The sequence below is a fragment of the Pseudoalteromonas sp. QJM3NY_22 genome, assembly GCF_056173065.1.
On the sequence record NZ_CM149655.1, the window covers coordinates 2,669,955 to 2,696,155 of the forward strand.

Sequence of the window (26,201 nt, forward strand, 5' to 3'; positions counted from 1 at the left end):
GTGGTTATTCCCCATAAATAGGCGATAACGTAGCATAAATGCCAAACATGCGCTGCCCTAAGGGCTGAGGGATCCCCACTTTATCCAGCGGCCTCTTTTTGATAATTAAAAATAAAGTTTTTTAAACTTTTTTCTATATAGCTTTGTGTAATACGTCTCTTACATAGCTTTATGACTTGCTTGGCTAAGGTTAAAAATGAAAGAACTCGGCGATTCTTAACACTATTTGCTTGAAATTTTATATGCCACTTTCTTTTTTCTGCTTCACTCCCTATAAACCATAACGCAGTGCTCGCTATTGTGGCTATCAAGCATAATATTCCTATTCTATTTATGCCGGTGCTTTTACTAAAACGCCACGAAAAACCATATCTCAAACTTTTGTCATCGCGGAAATTTTGCTCTATTTGCATTCTTTTACTATATAAACCAACTACTCGCTTACTCGTCATTGTATTGTCTGATGTCGCGAGTAACCATGGCTCTTTCGCTAAGTTTTGATACATTTTTGTATCTTTCGTAAATCTGCTTTTTCCTTTTCTTCCTTTATTTTTTCCATGATATACGTGTAAAAATGCATCGCATGCTGTCGGGCTGGACTGAGTTAGTCGTGCTTGACCTAACGCCTTTGGTATATCGCTGGCACCAGCCCTAAGTTGTTTTAATGTATGCCATTGTGATTGCATGGCTAGTTTACACTTCATTGAGCCTCTTAATCGACCTATCATATGCCAACCAAGTTCGCGTACTTTACTATACCAAGGCGTAAGAAAGCCGCCGTCTGTTACAATATAGACACTAGGATGTCGTCCAAGCACTTCATAAAGTTCATCTAAAAACAGGCTGTTGGTTGCTGGGCTATCAAAATTCTTCTGCTCAACAATCATGTTATAAATCACGATAGAGCGCCCATCCACAAGTAAGCTTGCTCGCAGTAAGTGATAGTCGTGACCACAGGCACGGCTCCAGTCAACGGCAATTGCAAGCATTGGTAAAGAGTCGATAATAGGATGAGCTAATGCTTTATAGATAGCGACCCTTTCATTGTAGAGGTGAGTATTTTTTAAGAAGCGATCAACGCGTTTTATTTTATGTTTTACATCCACAGCGCCAGACAAATTTCTGCCGATTTCAGTTAAGGTAAGTTTATTGCCCGAAATTAATGCATTACTGCAGCTTAGTAATGTTTTTACTCTGGCATTATTGAATGGCGCTAATGCATGTTTAAAGTACTTATGGCAAACTGATGTGTCAGGCATAGCAGTTGTGACTTATGTGGGTTGTGGTGATTTACATAAGATCATAAATTGCTGTGCCTGTCACGTTTTGGGGATTCGTCAGCCCGTAGGGTTCTGCCTAGGGGCAATTTACTCTTTGTTGATCGGTTTTTACTTAGCCCACTAGGTTACAAACCTCTCGCCGCGATTAAATTGCCCCTAGATTGAACAAATTTCAATCCACAAAGATCAACACGCCCTCAGGGCTTTGGGTACACACAACAACTTTTACGTTTTATTATTCACACTTAACCACGGCGCTTTTAGCGCCTTGTGGTTCAAAACTAATATCTGCAACTGAAACGCTAAGCTCTCCTGCCGTTTTAATAATAAAAGGGCTGGTTACTCTGGCAAAATCAACGCCCTTTTTAGCAAAACACGTTAAATCTATACTCATGGTTTGCCATGTATTTAAATCAGCATTTTTAAGCTCATTGGTAATATCAAGCTCGCCACCACAGCCTTGTTCGCACTTCATTGCAAGGTATGTTTGTGAGCTAGGTATTTGGTTTACTTTATAGCTAAAGCTAAGGGCTGAATTTGCTTCAATGTAGGCCACTTTGTCTTCGGTAAAGTTACTATTAATTTCGATATAGCTGGCTGCAGTGCCATCAAAATTAAATTGCATCGCATCTTCTTGAATCGCTTTGTCTTCAGTGCGATAAGTAATGCCGCCGAGCTTTACACTGTTACTTGCTACTTGGTGCTGCTCGCTGTTTGAATTTAAAAACAAACGCCACGGTGTTTTAAAGCTGCCATTAAATATAGATAACGGCGCAAGGTTACTAATATCAACACCTGAGTCTTCATTTAGATTATTGCCAAGCGTACTTTCATCTTTATACGTTAAGCCAAAGCCATAGGGTAATAATGGTGAGTAATCAGCATCGCCCTTATTTACTGCGGTTTGAAGTGGCGATTTAGGCCACGAAAAAGACAACTTACCTTTAAAGTCGTATTGTACCTTCCCACTTGCATCCGCTAGTAAAACATCTGCAATGCCCTGCCCTTCAGTGCCAGGAAGCCATGCTGCTACAAATGCATCTGACGCGTTTAGCTCGCTGTTAACCCACATTGGTCTGCCCGATATAAACACAGAAACAACGGGTATATTTTGCTGCTTTAATGTTTTTAATATTTTAAGAGAGCGTTTATTATTACGTTCAAACTCAAGGTTGTCTTTATCGCCATGCCCCTCTGCGTACGGTTCTTCACCGAATACAACAATGGCTACATCGGGTTTGGTATTAAACTCACCCGTTGGGCTTAAAATAGCGTTACCGCCAGCAGCCTCTATTTGCGTTTTTAGCCCCGCATAAATAGACGTTGCTCCAGGAAAGTCTGCATTTTGATTATTAGTTCCCTGCCACGTAATACTCCAACCGCCCGATTGCTTACCTATGTTATCGGCCGCATCGCCTGCAATCAGTATGTTACTAGACGGGTTAAGCGGTAATAAATGATTGTTGTTTTTAAGTAGTACTAACGACTCTTGTACCGCTTGGCGGGCAATATCGCGATGTGCAGGCGCACCTATTAGTTCTAATTTACCTGAATATTTTCGATTTGCGGGGCTTGGTTTATCAAATAAACCTGCACGTAATTTAACGCGTAAAATACGTGCCACGGCGTCATCTATTCGCGCCATTGTTATTGTGCCCGCTTTTACTTGTTTAATTGTATTTTCATAAAGTGGTTTCCAAGCACCCGTTGGCACCATAAAAATATCAAGCCCCGCATTAACAGCCTGTGGGCAACTTTCATTTGTACAGCCTGCAACTTGTCCGTGTCCGTTCCAGTCACCTACAACAAAGCCATCAAAACCCATTTTTGTTTTTAATACATCGGTAAGTAAGTATTTATTGCCGTGATTTTTTTTACCATTCCAGCTATTAAACGATGCCATAACCGACTGACTACCTGCGGTTAAGCCACCTATATAACCTTGCGCATGAATGTTATATAACACCTCTTCACTATCAATGTTATCGCCTTGATCGTCACCATCGACAGTGCCGCCATCGCCTAAAAAGTGCTTAACGGTACTAATTACACGTTTGTCACTTAAAAAGTCCTCATCGGCTCTGCCTTGCAATCCGTTTACAATTGCGGCGGAATATTCACGTACTATGCTTGAATCTTCTGAGTAGCCTTCGTACGTTCTGCCCCATCGGTCGTCGCGAACAACCGCAACAGTCGGTGCAAATACCCAATCTATGCCTGTTGCCATTACCTCTATTGCAGTAGCTGCTGCAATGCGCTCAATTAATGCGGGGTTATTAGCAGCACCTAAACCAATATTGTGCGGGAATAACGTCGCCCCAATCACATTATTATGGCCATGTACTGCATCAGTGCCCCACATGGTTGGAATTTTACTGCCATCAATTGAGTCATCAACTGATGCCTGATACATGCTCTCAGCAAGCATTATCCAATCTGCAGGCGTTGCATGCTTATTAGCATTTGGGAACGAGCCACCGCCATTTAAATACGAACCAAAGCCATATTTGCGCATGTCTGAAGCGGTTATATCGCGAATTTCAGGTTGGATCATCTGCGCTACTTTTTGCTCAAGCGTCATTGTTTTTAAATACTGTGCAATCTTATTTTCAATTTCAGGCGTTTTAACTACCTTGCTTTTAAGCGTTGGCCAAAGTGATAAACCACCTTGCTCATGCTCAGCCTTTTTGGCTACGGCGCTTTGGCTATTATTAGCGTTAACCTCTTGTTTATTACACGCACTTAAAACGCACAATCCTCCTATTAAAATGGGGAACATGTGTAACCTGTTAGTGTTTAAGCTTTTTTTCATTTTTATAGCCCTGTGTTGTGTCAGTGTGTTTTTGTGAAGCGCCTATTTGTTATTTAAATTTAACTATTGACCTGCTTAACAATAGCCACTAATCTAAATATGGAAGCGCTTCCTTAAAGTTATTAAATACCATACTTAGTGATTAATCAAATTAAATATGGAAGCGCTTCCACCAATGAAATTTATAAACTATAAATAAAAGCAAAATTTACTACAAAGAAGCAGAGGTTTTCTCTTAATGAAACAATTATCTTTACCTAGTGGCTCACCACTTTTAGCCAAAAATTTTACTTATGGTGTAGCTACGGCCTCATTTCAAATTGAAGGCGGCGCAGCTGATCGCTTGCCATGTATTTGGGATACTTTTTGCAGTAAAGAAGGCAAAATAGTCGATAATTCAAATGGCGATGTAGCCTGCGAGCACTACACTCGCTGGAAAGATGATATAAACTTAATTGAGTCTTTAGGTGTAGACGCATACAGACTTTCAATTTCGTGGCCACGCGTAATGACTAAAAGCGGTCAATTAAACCCGACAGGCGTTAAGTTTTATACCGACATTTTAGATGAATTAAAACGCCGTAACATTAAAGCTTTCGTAACGCTGTACCACTGGGATTTACCACAACACATTGAAGACGAAGGTGGTTGGCTAAACCGTAACACCGCTTACGAATTTGCGCATTACACAGATTTAATTACTAAAGCTTTTGGGGAACGTGTGCACTCTTACGCCACCTTAAACGAACCGTTTTGTAGCTCTTATTTAGGTTACGAAATAGGCGTACATGCGCCTGGCATAGTAGGTCGCGAATTTGGTCGTAAAGCCGCGCACCACTTATTACTGGGTCACGGCTTGGCTATGCAAGTACTTGCTAAAAATAGCCCAAATACGCTAAACGGTATTGTACTTAACTTTACGCCTTGTTACTCCGTTACCCAATGCGAAGAAGATTTAAAAGCCACTGCATTTGCTGATGACTATATAAACCAATGGTACATGCAGCCTGTAATGCAAGGTAAATACCCTGATATTATTAAGCAGTTACCTAAAGCCCACCGCCCAGATATTTTAGATGGCGACATGGAAATAATTGCTCAACCGCTGGATTATTTAGGGGTTAACTTTTATACCCGCATGCATTATCAAGCAAGCGAAACCGACTTTTACCATGAGCTGCCACATAAAGCGCCAATGACCGATATAGGCTGGGAAATTTATCCTAAAGCGCTTACAGAATTACTTGTATCGTTAAACGAAAAATACACCCTACCACCTATTTATATTACCGAAAACGGCGCAGCCATGGCTGACGAATTTGAAAACGGTGAAGTGAGAGATAACGACCGTATTGAATATTACCACGAGCATTTAAATGCCCTACATAACGCAACAGAGCAAGGCGTAAAAGTAGATGGTTACTTTGCGTGGAGCCTAATGGATAACTTTGAATGGGCAGAAGGATATTTAAAGCGCTTTGGAATAGTACACGTAGACTACAACACACAAAAACGAACTGTTAAAGCCAGCGGTAAAGCGTACAGTAACCTAATAACTAGCCGATAATTTATCGGCTTATAACAATAAGAACACACACTGTGAACAAACTCCCTTTATACGAAAAAGTCGGCTACGCCATGGGCGATGCCGGCGCTAACTTAGTATGGCGCGGTGCGCTTGCTTATTTAGCGGTGTTTTACACCGATACATTTGGCATATCGGCAGCCGCCGCTGCCATGCTGTTTTTGGTGGTAAGGCTATCTGATGGCGTCACCGATATTATTATGGGTATGATTGCCGACAGAACGCAGTCGCGCTTTGGTAAATTTCGCCCGTGGATACTCTACTCCGCACCATTTTTGGGCTTGTTTATGGTGTTGTGTTTTACTACACCCGATTTTAGCACCACCAACAAACTTATTTATGCCTACGTAACTTACATAGGTTTAACGCTTGCTTACACAGTAAGTAACGTGCCCTACTCGGCACTTATGGGCGTTATGACACCAGACGATACAGAACGCACAAAGCTCTCTGGTTTTAGGTTTGCAGGTGCGTTTACTGGTGGCTTATTGGTTATGGGTTTTTTACCTGAGCTAGTGGCATTTTTTGGTGGCGGCGACAACGCCAAAGGCTATCAGCTTACTATGTACTTATTTGCCAGCTTACTTATTATTTTAATGGTTATAACGTTTGCGACCACCAAAGAGCGTGTAACACCGCACGCCTCAAATGAAGGCAATTTAAAATCAGAGTTGTTTGATTTAACCAAAAGCCTGCCGTTTATAATCCTACCTCTACTTGCTACCACCCTCTTTTTTTATTACCGCGATTTATACAGCGGCGTATTTTTTGCCCTTGTTATGGCTGCAATGACATTCGTTATTAAAAAACTACTCAATAAAGATAAGCAAAGTTTAACGGGATCACAGCGCGATATGGTTGATCTTCTGACCAATAAACCTTGGTTGGTGTTACTCGGCATTGGTTTTTTAACCATGATGTTTAATGGCATAAAATACGGTGTAATTGCGTACTACTTTAAGTACCACGTAGCCAATGAACTCATGGCTGGGCAATACTTTATCGCCTTATTGGTTGTATCTATATTAGGCGCACTTGCCACAGGTAAACTGGCCGAAATTATGGGTAAACGAAACCTATTTATTGCATCATTAATGCTAAGCGGCATACTCACTACTGCATTTTACTGGGTGCCTAGCGATAACCTAGTTGCTGTATTTACCTTTGGTTGCGCTGCTGAATTTTTTGCCGCGATGATGCCAACATTATTTTTTAGTATGCTTGGTGATTCAGCCGATTATTCAGAGTGGAAAAACAAACGCCGCGCTACAGGCCTTATTTATTCTGCGGGTACATTTGTGCAAAAAACCGGAGGTGGTTTTGCAGGTGCATTAGTATTAGTGGTACTTGCAGGCTACGGCTACAACGGCATGGATGAGCTAACAATCACACAAGCCCTACCTGGTATGCAGTTACTTATGAGCTGGATACCTGCCGCATTTGCTTTTTTAGGCGCCGCATTGATGTTTATTTATCCGCTTACTTCAGCGATGACGCAAAAAATAACAGAAGACTTAGCAATTAGACGCAGTAATGTGTAAATTAACTTTTAATGACCCTTCGCGCTTTATATTTTATAAAGCACGATTAAAAACACATATAAGCTAGGACATCAATGGCGACAATTTATCAAGTATCAGAAATGGCAGGTGTGTCTTTATCAACTGTTTCAAGGGTACTTAACGACAACGACTACGTAAGCAAAAAAACTAAAAAAAAGGTATTAGAAGCAATGAAAGAGCTAGGCTATCAGCCAAGTTCTATTGCTCGCTCTTTGGCGTCTAGCACTACAAACAGCGTCGGTATTTTAGTTTCTGAGTTGGATGGTCCGTTTTTTGGTCAAATGATGTCAGCCATTGAAGAGCACCTTCGTATCGCGGGTAAACACGTGATTATTACCCCTGGACACAGTGACGAGAAAAAAGAAAAAAGCGGCTTTGAGTTTTTAATAGGCCGTAATTGCGACGCTATTATTGCCCACGTAGAAGTTGTATCAAACGAGTATCTAATTGAGTTAAGTAAAGGCAAAACCCCTATTTACTTAATGAGCCGCTACGTTAAAGAAATTGAAGAAAACTGCATTAGCCTCGACAACGTAATGGGCGGCTACTTAGCCACTAAAGCCATGATCAACAAAGGCCATAAAAACATTGCGTACATAGCAGGCCCGCAATTTAAAGAAGACGCGTCAAACCGTTTAAAAGGTCACAAACAAGCCCTAGCAGAGTACAACCTAACCTTTGACGAAAACCTATTTTATATAGGCGACTTTAAAGAAACCGGCGGCAGCGACGGCTTAAGGCATTTTATTCAAAATAAAGCACAGATAACCGCCCTTGTATGTGCCAATGACGAAATGGCATCGGGTGCTATGAAATACGCCCGCGAACACGGTTTTAACCTGCCAAAAGATTTAGCCATTATTGGATTCGATAACGTAATTTTTACCAATTACCTCTACCCAACACTGACTACAATAGATAACCCAGTTCCCGAAATGGGCCGAGCTGCGGCTAACTTAGTACTTAAGGACATTTATAAAAAAAGCGGCATAACAGTAAAGCACGTGTTTCAGCCAAAGCTTATTTTAAGAGACTCAACACCGGACATTAATTAACTTTAAACCTAATTTAAATCTAGTTTAAATTTAAGTTATGTAACTCATTACGCACCCACTGCGTATCTAAATATTGCTCTACGTGCTGCTTCGAAAACTTTAAAAAGTTACGTGTAGCATGCGATATGTGCCTATCTGTTCGCATTACAAAATACCAATGACTCGCTAAATGGGTATCGGTTACGTTTAAAATTTTAAAACTAGTATCGTCTGTTGCAAGTACATGGCGTGATAAAACCGCAATGCCCATCCCCGATGCAACCGCGACGCGTATTGCTTCATTACTCGCCATTTGCACGCTATCGCTCAGAACTAACCCTCGGCTTTGTAACTCGCTTTCAAATAACATACGTGTTGCTGAACCATTTTCTCGAAGTAAAAAGCGATACTGCATTAAATCAGTTAATTCAACGGCTTTTACATGAGCTAACGGGTGGTTTAGCGGCACTATAAATTCAAGTGGATTATGCAAAAAGCGCGCAGCTTGTGCGTGTTCAAGGGACGGCGGGTGGCTAAATACATAAATATCGTCCTCTCCTCGCTCAAACCTATCAAGCACCTCTGCCCTGTTACCTATTTCAAGCGGGAGTTCAACATGGGGATGTAAATTACTATAGGGGCCAAGCAGTTTTGGTAAAATATATTGCGCCGTATTAACCATGGCAATTTTACAACGGCCGCGTGCTCCGCCATTAAGCTCGGTTAAAAAATCTTGGTAATCTTCAAAATGTCCAAACACTTGCTGGCAGGTTTTAAACAGTTCAAGCCCTGCATCGGTCACGTGTAGCTTTTGCTGTTGTATAAGAAGTAGTGGCTCGCCTACCGCTTCTTGCAGTCGCTTTATTTGTAGCGATACCGTTGGTTGTGTTAGGTGTAAACGCCTTGCGGTTTCGCTTATTGAGCCCGTTTTAACCACGCTCATAAATACTTCAAGCAACCTAAACGATATATGTCGTAAATCCATACCTACCTCATAATGTACCTTATAATAGCTACCTAATAAGCAACTCATAGATAAACACCTATAACTAACTCGTATTTATTTTATTATTTACTATACAAAGTTTTATCTACAATAGCGCCACTTAATTTACCACCTAGTAAGGAAAGCCAGTGCCAGATATTGTTGTTATGTTTTTTATTTTAGGATTAGTGGCGGGTATTTTACGCTCTGATTTGGCCATTCCAAAAGCCACCTACGACACACTAAGCTTATTGCTCATGTTAACCATAGGCTTAAAAGGCGGTATGGTGCTGCACGGTAACTTAAGCTGGCAACTACTGCCCGAAATGGGATCGGTAATGCTGCTTGGCGCACTTATACCCCTTATGCTTTACCCTATTTTAAAATACGTGATTAAACTCTCTGTCGCTAATAGCGCCAGTATTGCCGCACATTACGGCTCAGTGAGTGCAGGTACATTTGCTGTTGCGTTCGCTTATGCTGAATCAGCTAAATTAGTAGTAGGCGCAGAAGTAACCCTGTATTTAGTGATGCTAGAACTCCCTGCAATCATTGTTGGTTTATTGCTTTACCGAAAGCTTGATAAAGAAAACTGCCAAAAAAGTACGCTGTCGTTAAAAGCGCTTTGGCACGAAACACTTACTAACAAAAGTGTGATTTTACTCGTTGGCGGCGTGGTTATCGGTATGATGTACGGCACGGTGCAAGGTAGCCAAGTAACTAGCCTTTTAACAAGCAGCTTTAAGGTTGTGCTGGCATTATTTTTACTAGAAATGGGTTTAGTAGCCGCGCAAACTCTACGCCCTATCCCTTGGAAACATTGGAAACTAGCGGTATTTGCTATCGTCACCCCGCTATTTTTAGGCACAATTGGCACAGCAGTAGGCACACTTTTAAATTTAGAATTAGGCTCGGTAGTTATATTGGGAAGCTTAGTAGCCAGCGCCTCTTACATAGCCGCGCCCGCTGCAATAAAAGCGGCAATCCCTAAAGCCGATATTGGTCTTGCTATGCTGAGTTCACTCGGTGTAACTTTTCCGTTTAATGTGATTGTTGGTATTGGTTTATACCACCAGCTCGCAGTAGCAATGCAGTAAACGAAAAATCAGTATTAATAATTAAAATTTATTACTTTGAAGCTGTTAAGCCCATTTTATACGGGATTAACAGCTAAATTAAAAAGGTCATTTTATAGTAAATACAATGGTCACTTAATCGTTAATTTTTTATGTGGGCTCAAAAAAAACATCTTTTTCCACCCTTGATTTTGCGTTGTAAAAAGCCACGGCATGGGCACTAATGATAAAATAGAATAATGCACATGAGGCTGTTTTCCTGCAGCATTTCCAGTATCGCCCAGTAAACTAATTTGACTGTTTATGCTTACCACATCACCTGTACTTACCGAGTAGTCATTTAAATGCGCAAAATAATGTATACGCCATTTTGGCCCAAGTACTGCAACCGCTTTACCACCTCGGCTTAACTCACCTGCAAATATAACAACACCGTTTGTTGAGGCAACTACAGGAGTGTTCTTTATGCCAAAAATATCAATTCCTTTGTGCACACCCGACCTACCCCAAGGCTCGTACCAAAACGTGTTATGGTTCCAATCTTTACTTGTGGCACCTTGTACCGGAATCATTATTTTTTCGGGAATTAGTAAGCCTACTATTAATAAAGTAACGACTCCAATTGCAATCCACTTAAGTACTTTCACTTTTCTATCCTTGATATTTAATAACTTATACTGGTAAATTATTAGCCATAATAACTGAACTCATCATGAGTCGTATTTATGATGTTTTATTTGAATGAAATACCCGACTAACATGTACTAAGCTGATCAACTTCAAAACAGGTTTTATAAGCAATTGAGCACTGCCCGCTATAAACAACCATGTGCCACTCTCTATTAATGAGTCATTTAAAAAGAAAAAACTGCCAATTAAAAACCACACAGCAATCAAAAAATCGTTAAACGCTCCCAGCGCTTCATATCGCCGCTGAATGGTAATATGCTCTTGCCCTAAATCTAAAATAAACTGATTACTGGAGTCCATAAGTACTGCTCACTCTTTTATTTCATAATTTAAAAAGCTTGTTTTCACAAGCTAAGCCGCACCATACAATAACAAAATTTACGCAATAAAAAACGCTGGCCAATGCGAATCAGCCAACGTTTTTATTCTTTGTGCAATACTTAACTAATCGTTTATTTTTTCTCTTTTTCTAAACGCTTTTTAAGACTCAATGCTGCATCGGCTGCTAATAAGCGCATAAACTCAGATCCATTGCTTTGCTCTCCTTGGCCTGCGCCTATTACAATTTCAGGCACTAAACGGCTATTACCTAAGCTTGTAAATAAAGCGGTTTGAATTTTAACTTCTGCTTTTAGCGTTTCATCAAATACATACTTAGGATCAAGTGCCGCAGATTTAGCTCTTAAACGAGCTTCAGCTAAAACGTCCATACCTAATGCTTCTAAACGTTGTTGCTTTAAAATCTCTTCTTGCTCTTTTGCAAGCTCCGCTTTTACAGCCACTCTTTGCTGCGCAGAAATAATGGCATTTGCCTTAATTCGTTCAGCATCAATTTGCTCTTTGATTTTTAGCTTTTCAGATTCAGCACGTTGCTTAGCGATGGCTTGTTCACCTAAAGCCACTTCAGTACGTGCTTGTTGCTCAGCTTTTTTAAGGTTTTGACGCGCTAGTGCTTCATCAGCAGCAGCTTGCTTTTGGGCTTCAAGGCGAGCATTTACTTTGCTTTCGTAGTCAATAATGCTGGCATCAACTACTGTAATACCGTAAGCGCCTAAAATAGGTGCGTTACGCAGTGTATTACCTTCATCGTCCATTTTAATATTAATAGTGACACGTTGCTGTTTACTTAAATTACCTAAATCGTCAGATTTATCGCGCTCACCGGTACTAATAATTTGTTCAGTAACAAAAATACCGTTGGTTAATTGATCAGCAAAATCTTGGCTTAATTGACCATTACCACCTGAATAATGTTGCTCTACCGACATCATACGCGCCGACGCTTTTACATTTTCAGTGGTCGCACGCATTAATAAATTAGATATTAATGTTTCTTGTGAACCAAATTCTTCATGGATTTTAAGTAAACCACGCAAAGCACCTGATTCAGCTGCAGGCACATTACCTGGTAATCTAAAACGCGATACACCGCGTGCTCCACCTGTTGTGGTATCTAAAAAACGAATAGGAATGAGCGGTACAATTGCACTTGCTGTTGCATTTGCGTCACCGGTAAAGTTAATCGAAATCACTTTTTTATAGGCCGATGTAGTACCAAACGCTTTTAAATAAGGGCCAGCCTGATTTATTACTGTTAAATTGCCGGTAAAAGCCGATTGATGTACTAAACGCTCATCGGCTTCATTCCATGAAATAACTTGTGATGTGAGTGTTGCGATTACCGCTAACACAATAACAATTGATGAAACTAAAATTACATTTCGACGACCAAATCGACTCATAAATGAATCACTTTTTACTGCTGGAACCGCTTTTTTCTCGCTATCCATTTTTATTACTCTCCATGTTTAATTTCTTTTTAACAAAGTAAATGATTTCCTGCTCACTCAAGTGCGCGCAAAAACTGCCTGAACGATGTAGTTCAACAAATGTTGCGAGGATTTCTTCTTTACCTTTAGCTGTTTTATCTTGGTTTTCTTGTGTTTGATTTTTTTCTGTTAGTTGAGTGATTAGTTCATCCACTATCGTATCTTTATCAAACAGTACGTTGTATTCCTTGGATTTTCTTACCCGACTTTTATTTATATTGCTGTAAATTACATAAAGCGCAACGCATAAAATAATAACAAGTAAACTTAACCCTATAATGTAAAAAATCATAAGCTCTACTTAAATTAGTTTAAATACTTAACGAGCAATAACAATTGTAAATATTGCTATACAAATGTTAAGCCGATAATTTTACAGTAATGCTAGGGGCTGTTGATCTTTGTAGTATATATATTAATCAGCCCATATTGGTAGCCACATCATAGTGAATGCTAAAGCGAGCATGGAATGATAATTCCGCTCAAGCTTTTCATACCGTGTGGCTATCCCTCTATATTGTTTGATCCGACCAAAGGCATTCTCAACTAAGTGCCTATATTTGTACATGCACCAGTCAATATCTTCATTACCCACTAAACTGTTATCCTTGCGTGGAATAACGGGTGTAGCGCTATTGTCACGAATAAACTCTCTTAGTTTTTCACTATCGTAGCCTTTATCTGCGACAACAACATTACTCGTTGGGCAATTGGCTACAAGTGACTCTGCATGGACGATATCATGCGTATTTCCACAGGATAATTCATAATAAACAGGCAATCCTCCGCTATCTACTGCAAGATGAATTTTAGTCGAATTACCACCTCGACTCTTACCGATTGATTCATTGTCAGCGGTTCTTGCACCGCAACTATGCTGGTGAGCCCTGACAATACTGCCATCAATAAAGATCCAATCCATATCAGCATAGTGGGATAACACTCGAAATAATTCATTCAAAATATCTTTTTTGGACCATAAATTAAATCGTCTATAAATAGCACTCCACGAGCCGAAATAAGACGGTAAATCTCGCCAAGGAATACCGGTACGCATCTTATAGAGTATGCCTTCGAGCGTTTTTCTATGCTCAGGCTTATTATAAATTCGACCACTTAAGTGCATTACTTTTGATAAGACATTCCATGTCGCGTCTGTTAACATTAATCTTGGCATGAGGGTTCGGTGTAACGTTTTTTAGCGAATTCAATTATACCTTATCCTTATGCTGTTTGTTTTTTATACCGCAAAGATCAACACGCCCTAGGTAAAAAACAGATTAAAAAGTGTTTAATAAATAAAATAGAGTTTAAGCTGTAATTTAAAAGCCGGAATAAAGTGATATTTTTGATTATATTAATAAGTTACTTTAAGTAATCCATGCACAGTAGCGTTGGGCAGCCAGAACAATAAACGCGCTAATAAATCACCTTTATCTAAACCAGTGACTTTTGACGTAATTTCAATACAATTTGATAAAAGAGGCTCTTGCTTACACACTTTTAAAAATTCAAACTGCCAAGATTCAAGCGCTAATGTACTTAATTTATAATTAATACGAGAAAAAGCGACAAAATTTAATTTTGCTACAGGCATATCATATCCATCATGTAATTGGAGCTTTTTCATCAATGGTATAATTGGGTAAGCTAATTCAACTAAACGTAAACAAGGAGGTGTTTTTACAGTAAGCTTTTGTTGTAGTATCGAAAAAAAATCTAATACAGCGAGTTCATCTTGCTCTCCTTCAAATCCTTTAGCTAATGATACCTCCGCCTGTGCTCGCTCAACACGAGAAATTTCAGCCGGCAAAGAAAAAAAGGCTTCCTCCTCAGAGCTATAATTACCTTCTGGGCGAGTACTTTGAAGAAACAGTGAAAATCCAGCACCTAAGTCATACAAGCTTGGCTTTTGCGAGGGAAGAGTAACAATGTATGCTTTTGCAAAATCTGCAAAAACTATTTCCCCCATAAAGCTCTCAAGAGTTGGATATTCAGATTTTAAGCACTCAACTAAGCGCATAACATACCCTGCAGCATATATGTTTAAGCGACGAAAAAATGTTGATCTTTCTTTACCTTCGGTTAATAACTCCCAAGATATATCAGTATGTGCAGAAGCTTGCATCACTTTTTCTCTAAGATCGCCACGTACAACTAACATCGTCATCATCCATTCTTGTGTTTTCTTCAGCGTTACTTCATTCATACTTTAATCTAACCATATGTTATTTAACGGACTATTGGAGTAGAGAGTACTATTGTGTTATTCATTGTACTAAAAATATTATCTGTGCTTGGCACGACACCTCTAAGAACTGAACGCGCTTTATTCAATTCAGTCACTAACGTAGGAAAGTCAGGTATATTGGCATCCCATTCTAATAAAGTAGCAATATTACCGCCAGCAAGTGACTGAGCCAGTCGATATAAATACCACACTTTTTCAGGCACGGGTCTGTCATGCGTATCAATAAGGCAGTCCCCCATTAATGTGGGTCCTGCTAGGTGTATCTGCACAATGTGATCATGAGGGAGATTTTTAATAAATGTTTCAGGGTCATAACCATGATTATAAGATGACACATAAACATTATTTACATCTAGCAACAGTCCGCAGCCAGTTTGATTAACTAGTTCTGATAAAAAGTCCCATTCAGTAAAAGTATTTTGTTGAAATTCTAAGTAACTAGAAGGGTTTTCAAGTATTAATGGGCGTTGTAAAAAATCTTGCACATAATGAATTCTTGAAACCACATGCTGAAAACTTTCCTTAGTTAGTGGCATAGGTAAAAGATCGTGACTATTAACACCCATTGTACCTGTCCAACAAAGGTGATCTGAAATCCATTCAGGTTCGATTTCATGAGCAAGTTTTTTTAGCTTTTCAAGGTATACCTGATTTAAGGGATCTGTACTGCCAATGTTCATTGACACACCGTGCATTACAATCGGTTTTTTTGCACGGACTTCTTCTAATACGTGACGAGCATAGCCATAATTATCAATAAAATTTTCACTAATTATTTCAAACCAATCAATCCCCCAGTCTTTTTCATTCATGAGATAAGGAAAATGCTGTGTTCTTAATCCAACCCCAAATCCCAATGGCTCTAAATTAAGCATATTTTTCGTCAAAATGTTGGTCCTTATAAATGAGTAAAGCCCCCATAAAGGAGCCTTACGGTTTATAGCTGTGTAATGGTGCACTGAATTGATTACACTAATTTTGCTATTGAAAAAATCGCTTAAGTTGAAGGCGGTAATACCAAGCGAATATCAGATGGTGCCGGCGATGAAGGAATATGAATGGATTTATTATGGCCACTACCTTGCACTTTCACCAAACCTTTTGCAGCACAGTAGCTGCGCCATGCAACATCGTAAACAGCTTCACCTTGGTGATAAGGCATAGAGTTTTTTTCAACAACAGTAGGAGGTAACATATCTCTTGCAACTAATTCTGGCCATTGTATTTCTTGTCCATGAAAGTGTGGGGCTTCGCCAAATTTATATAACTGCATTTCATAATTAGCATCACTTTGTGCAGGGTAAAGTTGTGATGCTGAAATAGGCACAGCGCAACCTCCCAAACTGCCACATAAATTATCTGCTGGCGCGCTTTTTAATCCTGCTACCGCAGAACTACCGCAATTACCGCCACCCGTTGCGCTTTGCACAAAGCCACAACCACCTTGTGTCTTACACTCGTTCGACCCTTTACAGCTGTGATACGCCAATTTATCAGCACACACATTCTTATCATCACCACTACTTTCATCTATCGCCATACCTTGACACGCATGATACAACTGTTGTTTTGTTTGATTTTCAATGCCTGTAACTAGATCAGGACAACGGCCTGTAACAGCCCAACAAATAGAAACACGATCTCCAGAGCCACCCATCGCAGGCGAAGGAAATTGTGACTTAGGATCAGCCCAATATTTGTTCAGTGATGTTGTAATTCCTTTAATGGTACCAACAGCAGAAGAGCTAAAAATAGTAAACGTATTATCTATTTCTGCTGGTGAACCTAATCGATTTAAAGCCGCTGCAATATCGGATGTTTTAGGTAGGTGAGGTGCACCATCAATACCTAGCATTGCATCATTCCAAGGTTTATCTGGGTTATTTTCATGCCATACATCCCAGGTAATATAATCATCTTTAGCTATTAAGCTTTTAACTTCGTCGAATAGTTCAAAATGATCTTTCCCCCCATTATCAAAGCGCGCTTGAGCAGAGCCTGATGCAGCCGCTGTAGGATTTCCTTGATCATCATACCCTGGGTAATCTTTAATTAAGCCCTCTTTACTCGGCTGAAACTTAGATTGCACGCTACTGAGCATACCCGCTTTTTTTGTTTGAGCTTTCTCAAACGAAACCGCCCAAGGCTCAGTTACCCAACGTTCTATAATCGTTTTAACCACATCATCACCTTCACCTTGGTCAGTAATAGCATTAATATTATTGATGAGCTGTAGTTTTACGTTATTCAAATCTTGAGTTGTACATTCTATTTCAGTTTTAATACCTGGATACTGCTTAGCTTCTCTCGGTGGGGTATTATTAAATTGATCTCGCTGTAAGCCATTGTCTTTTGCAGGTGAAATTAAGTGCGATAGTAAATGACTACCATCGGAATAAGTAATCTCTAAGTAATCCCAATAACACAAGTACATATGACCAATAGAGCCAAATAATGGTAAATCAGTTTCTCCCATACTCGGTGTAAACCAATTAAATGGCGCTGATTCAAAATACTTCGTTCCCACATCGCCGTTTTTCCGCTTTACTGGAGGGTTAAATAACATCTCATGTCCACGCTCAGCTTTTTCTTCAATCGCTAAAAAAAGATCGACCTGCGCCTCATTCATTGCCCTCAGCTCTACTGTTAACTTACTTAAATCAGGATCTTTGCCCTTCCAGTCTGTAAAATCTAAGATATGCGGTATTAATGTTGAATTTGCTTTATAACAATGCCAACCATAATCGTCGCTTTGTAATGCTTTACTTGTAAAAATAGGCGTGACACCTATCGCGCTAGCCATATTAGAAGCTAACTGTAGATGCAACATCTCTTCAATAAAAACGCTGTATACCTTATTAAATACATTTTCATTGGTTGTTCGTGGTTTTTCCTTAGTTGCGGCCGTTGCACCAGAGCCTGGCCACCAGCGCCCAGTGTAAAGTTTACTTCCGGCACTGTTAATTTGATGCATTCCCTTAATAGAATAAAGCGATACCATATAAAGCGGAATAGTGAAAAGCTCAACATTTATAGCAGCTTGAGCTATTGCTTTTACGCACGCTAAATCGGCTTTGAGGTGACTAATGTTACGGTTTTTAAGTTTAGTTATTGCTTCTTGCTGCATTGTAGTTTTCTCCTAGATATTAATACCCCGAACACCCTAAAAACTTAAACACGGATCATTTAAGTATTTCTAAATATGTTCCTTCTAAAATACTTTAGCGTACGGGATAAAATCTTACTATTACACCAATATTACATGCGTTACAGCTGAGATTAAAATAACATAACCACATGATTTATAAGCACCTTTAGTTAAAATAAAAAAACCACGGTAGGTATTAACCTAACGTGGTTTTTAATGTTGAACATTTTGTCGTTTTATTCAAAGCGCTGAAAATAGCCGCTTGAGATAGATTTATTATCCAGAGTTCAGGTTAATTAGCATAAATAATTAACATTCATACTTTAAGGAGAAACTATTCGCATTGTTCCATCTTCTCGGCGAGTATCTCTAACCCATTGCCCTTCAATTGTTTTCGTAATACGTACGTTATCTGTGGTTTTGTATTTACGCCAAATTAAAAAACAGTGTAAATGCGTTAAACTCGGTTTTTATCTATCTTGAATTCAAGTATTAAGTGCAATCATTATGCAGCCACCAGAACTTCTGATTGCCCCGTAAATAACTCATGAGGGGTTTTATACCCTCTTGTTTTTCTTGGCCGATGGTTGAGCTTATCAACTGCCGCCTGTATTTCTGCTTCACTTAGCGACATAAAGTCAGTTCCCTTGGGGAAGAAGCGTCTAAGTAAGCCGTTGGTATTCTCATTTATGCCCCGCTCCCATGATGAATATGGGTGAGCGAAATACACATCCGCTTCTAATTTTTGTGCAACATGCTCATGGTGAGCAAACTCTTTTCCATTATCTAAAGTCACGGTAATAACCTTACCTTTATAGGGTGTCATACACTTGATCAGCGCATCGGCTGTTATTTTCGCATGCTTGCTTTCAATTCTGTGAACGACTGTATATAACGTTTTACGTTCAACCATTGTAACAAGGGCATTTTTACGCCCTTTGCCTATCACTGTATCGCCCTCCCAATCACCAATCCTAGACTTTGAATCCACAATACTTGGGCGTTCATCAATACTGACTCGATTAACTATCTGTCCACGTTTATCGTAGCTTCCATAGCGTTTTTTATACTTTTTACATGCACGAGTGAGTGTCTTATGTAGTTCACCACCACGAGCCTTGTCTCTGTAAATATATTGATAAATCGTTTCATGATGCAAAACGACCTTTTTCTCTAAAGCTAAGCGGCCTGCCACCTGCTCTGGCGAAAGTCCGTCAACCAACAATTTATTAATCCAGTCAGTAACATCATCTGTTAACTTACTTGCTTTGAAAGATGACTTGCGTCTTTGCTCTGCAAAATTATTGGCTTGGTTAGGTCGATAGCCTTTAAGCCCTTTATTGCGTTTTAACTCTCTAGAGATAGATGACGGTGAACGAGTGAGTTCATCAGCTATCTGTTTTTGGTTATTTCCTGCTTTTATTAACGCGTAAATCTGGTATCTTTCTGCTTGTGTCAGCTGTTTATATTTCATTAAAGCAATTTCCTTTGGCGAGAGAATGGCCGAATTATAACAGCTGGCCATCTAATCTGAGAAATTGCACTTATTATCCGAATTTAGGTATGCTAAAACTGTGGTCTATTACATGTAAAATATCTAATATAGCCAATGTTTATTGGTTTAATTTAGAGCGTGTTGATCTAACTTAGGCATCATTCAATCTCGTATGATAAACCCAAAAAATACAAAAAAGCCCATATTAGGCGCTAACCTAATATGGGCTTTTTTACTCTCGCTATCTATATCATGCTTTAGTAAGCACTTTATTAATAAATCTTATAAAGAAAGATCTTCTTTAGCGCGAGTTAAGTTGTGCGATACCATTGTACTTGTAGACATTTGGTTTGCTTCGTATAAATCAGCAAGGCCAGCAGTGTCGTTGTTCGCTTTTAAACGTGCTACACCACGGTTGCTTAATGCAAACGATGTAAGTTGACGTACTTTAAATTTAGGGCCATCTGCGTCTTTTAAAAGCGCGATTGCTTGTGTACAAATTGTTTCAGCTTCTGCATAATTTTTTGACTTAACATTCAATGCACAGCTGTTAAATGATTGCTCAAGTGGCTGTGGCGCTGTGGCAGCTTCAATAACCATTAATTTGTAATCACTTGCATCAGCTACTGCAGCAGCTGAACATGTAAGTAGTGAGCTAATAGCGATAGTTTTGATAAGAGTAAGTTTCATGGTCGTAGTCCTGTTGGTTAAGCCGTGCTTGTTGCCGACAACTGAACTTTAGAGAATTAACACAAAAACGACAAACGATTAAAACAAACCTAATAAGTGAAGAAAATTAATCTATAGACTTTAGTCTAATGCCAAACCACTAATTTACGTCAATTGATATTTATATAATTCGCAACCAAACCCACACCTTATTTAGTGCGCTCAAGTAACTTAACTACTTGGGCTACAACCATTTCTGGCTCATCATTTTGCGGGTAGTGATAGCTTTTATCTGTTATTACTATTTCACCTTGAGGAAATGCATTAGCCCACTTTGAGTGTAAATCGCCCCACATTTCACGCGCTTTGTCGGTAAAAAATAATACCGATGGCTTTTTATATTTTTTAACTGAGGCAATTACTGTCACGGGTATGTCAGCAATTTGTGGATAATCAGATAGTGGGCGTTTTGCCCAAAAATCTAAATACTGATTTGACATTCCATTTTTCATATCGTCGAGCTTTATTGCAGCAATTTCTTTTTCAGCACGAGGCAAGTCAATCGCGCGCATAATATCTACATCGTGCTCTGATGCAGGCTCAATTAACATTAATGCTTTAATATTATTAGGGTATGTTGCAGCAAATACACGCGCAATATAAGCACCATAAGAGTGCGCAACATACACAACTGGCTCTTCTATTTTCAGTGTTTTGAGTAATAACAAAGCCTCAGCTGCATATTCTTCTGAGCTATAGTTTTTCTTTATTTGTGCAGAACCGCCATTACCAATACGAGAATACCGTATAACTTTAGCGTGCTTGGTAAGTGATTCAAAAACCGGATCCCAGTCACTTAAACCAGCAGAACCGCCCGCTTCAAGTAAAATAGTATGTTTACCTTTACCTGCTAGCTCGTATTCAACGTCAAAGCCATTTACTTGAACTTTAGCCAGTCCAGCTAAAGTACTAGTAGATATGAAAAGTGAGCAAAAAATAGATTTTCCGAGATTTTTTAACAAACTAGCCGCCCTATAATTAAAACCTACTAAGTACAGAAACTTGTTTATAAACTCATGTCCGCACCATTATGTTTAAGCCATTTCATATGCTTGTGATAATCCGGCATGACTTTATCAACAGTATTCCAAAAGTGGCTGTCATGGTTTCTATGCTGTAAATGCGTAAGTTCATGAACAACAATGTAATCGAGTACTGAAACGGGTGCCATTAAGCATTTCCAATGAAAATTTAGATTACCTTCAGCACTACAAGAACCCCAGCGATTTTGTAATTCTTGTACTTTTATATTATTAACTTTCACTCCAATTTTAGGAGCATATAACGCTATGCGTTCTTTAATTTTTTTAAGCCCTTTTTGTTTATAAAAAGCTTTAAAAATCTCAGTGCCTCTATGAATTTTATCTCTTCTTAATAAAAACCGACCGCGTTTCAACAGTAAATCTGTTTCTTGGTTTTCTTCAAGACTTAAACGATAACTACGACCTAAATATATAAAGCCTTCACCATTAACAAACTCACGCTGTAATTGAGTACGGTTTAAGTCTTCCCATTCAGCAAGGTTTCGGTAAATCCAACTGCGTTTTGCTTCTATAACTTCTTCTATTTTTTCTAACTGGTAAGGTGCAGGTGCTAAAATGTTCACCGAACCATCACGCTCGATAAAAATGCTGATAGTTTTGCGATCACTCTTTTTTAACGAGTAATTTATATCTTTATACTTAAGCGCTTCAATCATTTTTGCCTTCTATCTTTTTAACTGACTTTGTTATTCCTTTTGTAGAACAAATAGCAGGTGTGTATATATAAGTTCCGTCACTTAGAAGCCTAGCTCGTGCTTTACCTTCTTTAACAGCTACTTTTATAGATTCTTCGGGAGGTTGATTATTATCAATGGAATCACTCGTTTCCAAAATATTAAAGGAATCACCAATATAAGGCTCTATACGATCTCTAATATCTTTGTTTTCTTTCAGCGCAGGTAAGTATCCGCCAATGGTCTTAACTGACCATTGTAAAAGCCCCCACAATCTGACGCCGATTAGTTCAACACTTTGATACATGCCAATGCCAGCAAAAACAACAGCAATTAACTCTAAGGTAATATCTGTAGAGCCTTTCTCGGCTTTGCGTATAGCCCAAAAAAGTTTAACTGGCTCACCATCCAGCTCTTTAATATGCTCTACACCAACGCTCTCACCAACGATCAAATGCTCATTACAAAGCTGTATTAAATCCGTACAGCCTTTTAATACCTTGTCGTTATGAATACCATAACGAGCAAAACCTTCAGGGACTAAATAATTAGACTCGTATGGCGCATCATATTCAATATCGGTTTTAACTCTTAATTCGCCAATAGAGATATAAGGAACTTGTTTCGCCAATTCCTCAACAAAGTATAAATCGGTGCCGTTAACATGGGTTTTTAAACTTTCCCAATCAATGTGAGAATCGCTGTTCATGCTAGGCAAATCAATAAACTCTTTTATTTTTTGATCGCGCTTTTTAGCTAAACTTAAAATTTCAGTGGCGAGTAGTTCAGCATGTTCTTCAAGCTGTGGTACATCACTTAAAATAAAATGCTCACGTAATTTTTGACGCAACGGCTTAACAAGCTCGTCTTCTCTATCCCAAAAATTCATCCCATTAATGTTATGAATAATATCTTCAACAACATTTTTACTAATCGCCTGCACTTCTTCAATGTGCTCAGCTAAGCCACCGTCTTTAAAGGCAAGATCAGTAATTAAATCAAAAAAGGGTTCATCTTGGCCTGCACTTGGGCCACGACCTTGTAGCACTTCAACACGCAAATCTCCTAATAACAGCGCCATTTGCTCCCAGTTACCGGCATGTTTACGAATAACCTCTTCTAACTTATCGCTCATTTTTTTATAAAAAACGGGATCGCTATCCATTTCTACTTTTAAGTGTTTACGAATAGCGTGTTCCATTTCACTGGCTGTCGATTTTTTATCTTCTGCTACAACACGAGTCTTTATATTACTTTCAAACTGATCACTTAATAAATCAACCGGTGCTATGGTCGGATTAATACCTAAACTAATTAAATGTTCATTGGTTAACTGACGAATTTTAGCGCCGACACCAAAAAAGTTAAGGCTGTCGTCTCGGTAACGTAATTTAGCTAACTGCTGAAGGCGAGCAAACTGGTACATAGGGATTTTGTACTTGTCAGCTTGTGGATGCGGCACAATTACATCCATGCTTTGTAGAAACTTCTTATAAAAAACCGTAAATTGCTCACGTAATCTAATGTCGTCTAAGCAGTCAATGGCATCGGTTTGTATTTTATAATGGCGTTCGCTGTCGAGTTGCTGTGTAACCAGCAATTCAATATCTTTGACTTTATTTTCAATGAATAACTGTAAAACACGTTGGTAACGCTGGGCTAAAACAGGCTCTTCATCTTCAATGCTACCTAGTTCTGAGCGAATATCGGCTTGATCATCAGAGTTATAGAGTTTTAAGGCATCGTCTAACGCATTGGTTAAACCAATATAATCTACAATAAAGCCATGGGTTTTGTTTGGGTAAGTTCGGTTTACCCGCGCAATGGTCTGCAATAAGTTATGCTCTTTTACTTTCTTGTCTATATACATAACCTGTTCAATGGGTGCATCAAAGCCAGTTAGCAGCATGTCACAGACAATCAAAATACAAATGCCAGTATCCGGTTCAGTAAAATCAATGGGGCGCTTAAAGTTCTCAATCGCATTGTGCTCTGAGCTGTACCGTCTTGCCGCTAGCTGGGCGGTACTTTCATTATTATCCCCTGATGAAATAATCACAGCGGTTTTAACAAATTTTAATAAATTAAGCTGTTCTATCTCAGTATCGCTTTTTGAGGTTTGCTGCTTTTGTTCAATTAGCGCGTCCAGTGCCAACTTAAAATAGTCTTGATAATAAATCGCCGCCTGTCTGGTTGAACAGACAATTTGTGCTTTAAGGCCGGCTGGCAATATGCGACTCGTATAATGCTCCACAATATCTTGAGTAATGGCTTTTATCCGCTTTTCAGCTTCTAAAATATCGCCTTCTGCACCGTATTTTTTGCGAATTTCAAGTAACTCTTCATCGCTGCGTTCTTTAAATAAATCTTCAAATTTGCGATCAAATTCCGATTTATTTTCAAGGGCGCTATCTGCGGTTTTACCTTCATAAATAATCGGTAAAGTAGCCCCGTCACTGACGGCATCTTTGAGTTTATATTTGTCGATGTAAGCCGACTCTTGGTCAATGCCAAAGCGTTTCCATGTGGGTTCTTTATGGTGTTCTGCAATTAACGGTGTACCCGTAAAAGCAATACGCGTTGCTTGTGGAAACGCATCCATTAAATTATCAGACAAACTCGGTTTGTCTTTACCACCACGCTGAGTCCGGTGGGCTTCATCCACTAAAATGAGAATGCGCTGGTCGTTATTAATCACGTCAAAAGGCTTAAACAACTGAATGTCTAATTCAGCATCGTATTCGCCTTTGTCTTCTAGTCGCGCCAGTTGTTTTCTAACGGCTGGTGGCAAGTGTTTCGCGGCGTCTTCTCTAAACTTGTGCATCATCACTAAATTTAGATTAGAGCTGCTTTTGGCTAGTTCCGTTTTTGCTTGAGCGAGTGTGGTTATTTTAGTGATATATTCGCCGGTTAATATGGCGGTATTACCCAGTTGTTCTTCTAAGTCACGCCTGTCATTGACCATTAATACTTTATATTGCTGCAAGGCTTTATCGGTACGTAACTTACGTACTAAAAACACCATGGTTAAGCTTTTACCACTGCCTTGGGTGTGCCACACCACGCCAGAGCGTTCTAGACCGGTTTCGCCTTGGTGCATACGCGTAATAATTTTATTCACCGCACGATATTGCTGGTAACGGCAAATCACTTTAACTTGTTTGCCTGCTGCGCCCATAAACAAGGTGAAGTTTTTAGTAATATCGAGCAACTGAGCAGGGTGTAACATGCCTTCGACTAAGGCTTGCTGTGCGTTGAGTTTACGCGGCTCTGCATCTTCTAACTTCCAATCAAAGTAGTGTTCTTGTTTAGAAGTAATCGTGCCGTATTTGGCGTGTTCACCACAGGTGATGATCATTAACTGGTTGGTATAAAAAAGCTTAGGTTCGCCTTCTCTGTTGGCGCTGTGGGTGGGTTCACGCAAATCCGCATAACGGCGCAGTTGCTCAATGCCTTCATAAATGGGATTAGCGCTGGTGGCATCGGGGAGTTTGCATTCAATTACCACCAAGGGTAAGCCATTCACAAATAACACAATATCAGGGCGGATCTGTTTTTTGCTACTGCCCGGCGTGTCTATTCTAAATTGGTTTATGGCGTACAAGCTATTGGCTTGCCAGTGGTCAAAATTAATAATGGTCACGCGCGGGTTGTTCTCTCCCGTGACATGGTTTTTATCCAATTGGTAGTCAGACAGCCAAGTTAAAAACTGTTGATTAGCGGCCAGCAGTTTGTCGCTGCCTAAACGGGTAAAGTCATCGTATATGGTGTTTAACTGTTCATCCGTTAACCAAGGCTTACCTTTATGTTCACCTTCTGCTATCAGGTTTAGCCGATAAACCGCTTGCACAAACAAGGCTTTTATCACCGTTTCCCGAAAATCATCACGCAAGCTAGTGGCAGGATCTTGTGGAATACCTTCCCCTAAATCTAATACCTTCCAGCCCAATGACTTTAATTGGGCTAATAATGGCTGTTCGACAAACTGATATTCAGACACAGGCTTTC

Annotated in this window: 20 protein-coding genes; 4 read left to right on the top strand and 16 right to left on the bottom strand. The window is 39.5% G+C overall.

What is annotated here, in order from left to right; translation table 11 throughout:
• Positions 1 to 80 precede the first annotated feature (80 nt).
• Entirely contained in the window at positions 81 to 1,259 is a 1,179-nt protein-coding gene (locus AC0VZ4_RS12130; RefSeq protein WP_475439790.1) for an IS4 family transposase, read from the bottom strand.
• A 256-nt stretch (positions 1,260 to 1,515) separates the two neighbouring features.
• Positions 1,516 to 4,092 carry a glycoside hydrolase family 3 protein gene (locus tag AC0VZ4_RS12135; protein ID WP_475439791.1) on the bottom strand — a complete coding sequence of 859 codons (2,577 nt, stop codon included), beginning with the start codon at positions 4,090 to 4,092 and terminating at the stop codon, positions 1,516 to 1,518.
• Between the two features lie 238 nt (positions 4,093 to 4,330).
• Between AC0VZ4_RS12135 and AC0VZ4_RS12140 the strand changes: the two genes are divergently transcribed.
• From AC0VZ4_RS12140 to AC0VZ4_RS12150, 3 genes are all read left to right on the top strand, one after another.
• Positions 4,331 to 5,659 carry a GH1 family beta-glucosidase gene (locus tag AC0VZ4_RS12140; protein ID WP_475439792.1) on the top strand — a complete coding sequence of 443 codons (1,329 nt, stop codon included), beginning with the start codon at positions 4,331 to 4,333 and terminating at the stop codon, positions 5,657 to 5,659.
• Positions 5,660 to 5,691: 32 nt separating this feature from the next.
• Positions 5,692 to 7,218 carry an MFS transporter gene (locus tag AC0VZ4_RS12145; protein ID WP_475439793.1) on the top strand — a complete coding sequence of 509 codons (1,527 nt, stop codon included), beginning with the start codon at positions 5,692 to 5,694 and terminating at the stop codon, positions 7,216 to 7,218.
• 74 nt (positions 7,219 to 7,292) lie between these two features.
• Positions 7,293 to 8,294 (top strand): LacI family DNA-binding transcriptional regulator, encoded by a 1,002-nt coding sequence (locus AC0VZ4_RS12150; RefSeq protein ID WP_475439794.1) that lies wholly within the window; start codon positions 7,293 to 7,295, stop codon positions 8,292 to 8,294.
• A 19-nt stretch (positions 8,295 to 8,313) separates the two neighbouring features.
• Here AC0VZ4_RS12150 and AC0VZ4_RS12155 read toward each other — a convergent pair whose 3' ends face one another.
• Complete coding sequence (locus AC0VZ4_RS12155) at positions 8,314 to 9,258, bottom strand: LysR family transcriptional regulator (RefSeq protein ID WP_475441650.1); 945 nt, start codon at positions 9,256 to 9,258, stop codon at positions 8,314 to 8,316.
• 149 nt (positions 9,259 to 9,407) lie between these two features.
• Here AC0VZ4_RS12155 and AC0VZ4_RS12160 point away from each other — a divergent pair, with 149 nt between their 5' ends.
• The gene (locus AC0VZ4_RS12160) at positions 9,408 to 10,355 is read left to right on the top strand and encodes a sodium-dependent bicarbonate transport family permease (protein WP_475439795.1); all 948 of its coding nucleotides are present in this window, start codon (positions 9,408 to 9,410) and stop codon (positions 10,353 to 10,355) included.
• A 110-nt stretch (positions 10,356 to 10,465) separates the two neighbouring features.
• Here AC0VZ4_RS12160 and AC0VZ4_RS12165 read toward each other — a convergent pair whose 3' ends face one another.
• The 13 genes from AC0VZ4_RS12165 to AC0VZ4_RS12225 all read right to left on the bottom strand — a co-directional run bounded on the left by AC0VZ4_RS12165 (position 10,466) and on the right by AC0VZ4_RS12225 (position 26,193).
• Positions 10,466 to 10,981 carry a M23 family metallopeptidase gene (locus tag AC0VZ4_RS12165; protein ID WP_475439796.1) on the bottom strand — a complete coding sequence of 172 codons (516 nt, stop codon included), beginning with the start codon at positions 10,979 to 10,981 and terminating at the stop codon, positions 10,466 to 10,468.
• A gap of 76 nt (positions 10,982 to 11,057) precedes the next feature.
• On the bottom strand, positions 11,058 to 11,324 hold the full coding sequence (locus AC0VZ4_RS12170) for a YrhK family protein (protein ID WP_182673482.1): 267 nt from the start codon (positions 11,322 to 11,324) through the stop codon (positions 11,058 to 11,060).
• 152 nt (positions 11,325 to 11,476) lie between these two features.
• On the bottom strand, positions 11,477 to 12,814 hold the full coding sequence (locus AC0VZ4_RS12175) for an SPFH domain-containing protein (protein WP_475439797.1): 1,338 nt from the start codon (positions 12,812 to 12,814) through the stop codon (positions 11,477 to 11,479).
• Positions 12,807 to 13,145 (bottom strand): methanolan biosynthesis protein EpsI, encoded by a 339-nt coding sequence (locus AC0VZ4_RS12180; RefSeq protein ID WP_149604929.1) that lies wholly within the window; start codon positions 13,143 to 13,145, stop codon positions 12,807 to 12,809. The genes AC0VZ4_RS12175 and AC0VZ4_RS12180 overlap by 8 nt, the downstream gene beginning before the upstream one ends.
• Positions 13,146 to 13,268: 123 nt before the next feature.
• Positions 13,269 to 14,030: an IS5 family transposase gene (locus tag AC0VZ4_RS12185; RefSeq protein ID WP_475439610.1), complete on the bottom strand. Its 762-nt coding sequence runs from the start codon at positions 14,028 to 14,030 to the stop codon at positions 13,269 to 13,271.
• Between the two features lie 180 nt (positions 14,031 to 14,210).
• Complete coding sequence (locus tag AC0VZ4_RS12190; protein WP_475439798.1) at positions 14,211 to 15,062, bottom strand: HvfC/BufC family peptide modification chaperone; 852 nt, start codon at positions 15,060 to 15,062, stop codon at positions 14,211 to 14,213.
• A gap of 23 nt (positions 15,063 to 15,085) precedes the next feature.
• Positions 15,086 to 15,991, bottom strand: a complete 906-nt coding sequence (gene bufB, locus AC0VZ4_RS12195; protein ID WP_244958506.1) for an MNIO family bufferin maturase — start codon at positions 15,989 to 15,991, stop codon at positions 15,086 to 15,088.
• A 110-nt stretch (positions 15,992 to 16,101) separates the two neighbouring features.
• Positions 16,102 to 18,231, bottom strand: coding sequence for a ferritin-like domain-containing protein (locus AC0VZ4_RS12200; RefSeq protein WP_475439799.1), 2,130 nt, complete (start codon positions 18,229 to 18,231; stop codon positions 16,102 to 16,104).
• A 526-nt stretch (positions 18,232 to 18,757) separates the two neighbouring features.
• Positions 18,758 to 19,726, bottom strand: a complete 969-nt coding sequence (locus AC0VZ4_RS12205; protein ID WP_475439697.1) for an IS30 family transposase — start codon at positions 19,724 to 19,726, stop codon at positions 18,758 to 18,760.
• Between the two features lie 303 nt (positions 19,727 to 20,029).
• Entirely contained in the window at positions 20,030 to 20,437 is a 408-nt protein-coding gene (locus AC0VZ4_RS12210) for a hypothetical protein (RefSeq protein ID WP_475439800.1), read from the bottom strand.
• 188 nt (positions 20,438 to 20,625) lie between these two features.
• Entirely contained in the window at positions 20,626 to 21,438 is an 813-nt protein-coding gene (locus tag AC0VZ4_RS12215) for an alpha/beta fold hydrolase (RefSeq protein ID WP_475439801.1), read from the bottom strand.
• A 44-nt stretch (positions 21,439 to 21,482) separates the two neighbouring features.
• Positions 21,483 to 22,175: a M48 family metallopeptidase gene (locus tag AC0VZ4_RS12220; RefSeq protein ID WP_033028747.1), complete on the bottom strand. Its 693-nt coding sequence runs from the start codon at positions 22,173 to 22,175 to the stop codon at positions 21,483 to 21,485.
• Positions 22,168 to 26,193 (bottom strand): type I restriction endonuclease subunit R, encoded by a 4,026-nt coding sequence (locus AC0VZ4_RS12225; protein WP_475439802.1) that lies wholly within the window; start codon positions 26,191 to 26,193, stop codon positions 22,168 to 22,170. The genes AC0VZ4_RS12220 and AC0VZ4_RS12225 overlap by 8 nt, the downstream gene beginning before the upstream one ends.
• Positions 26,194 to 26,201 lie beyond the last annotated feature (8 nt).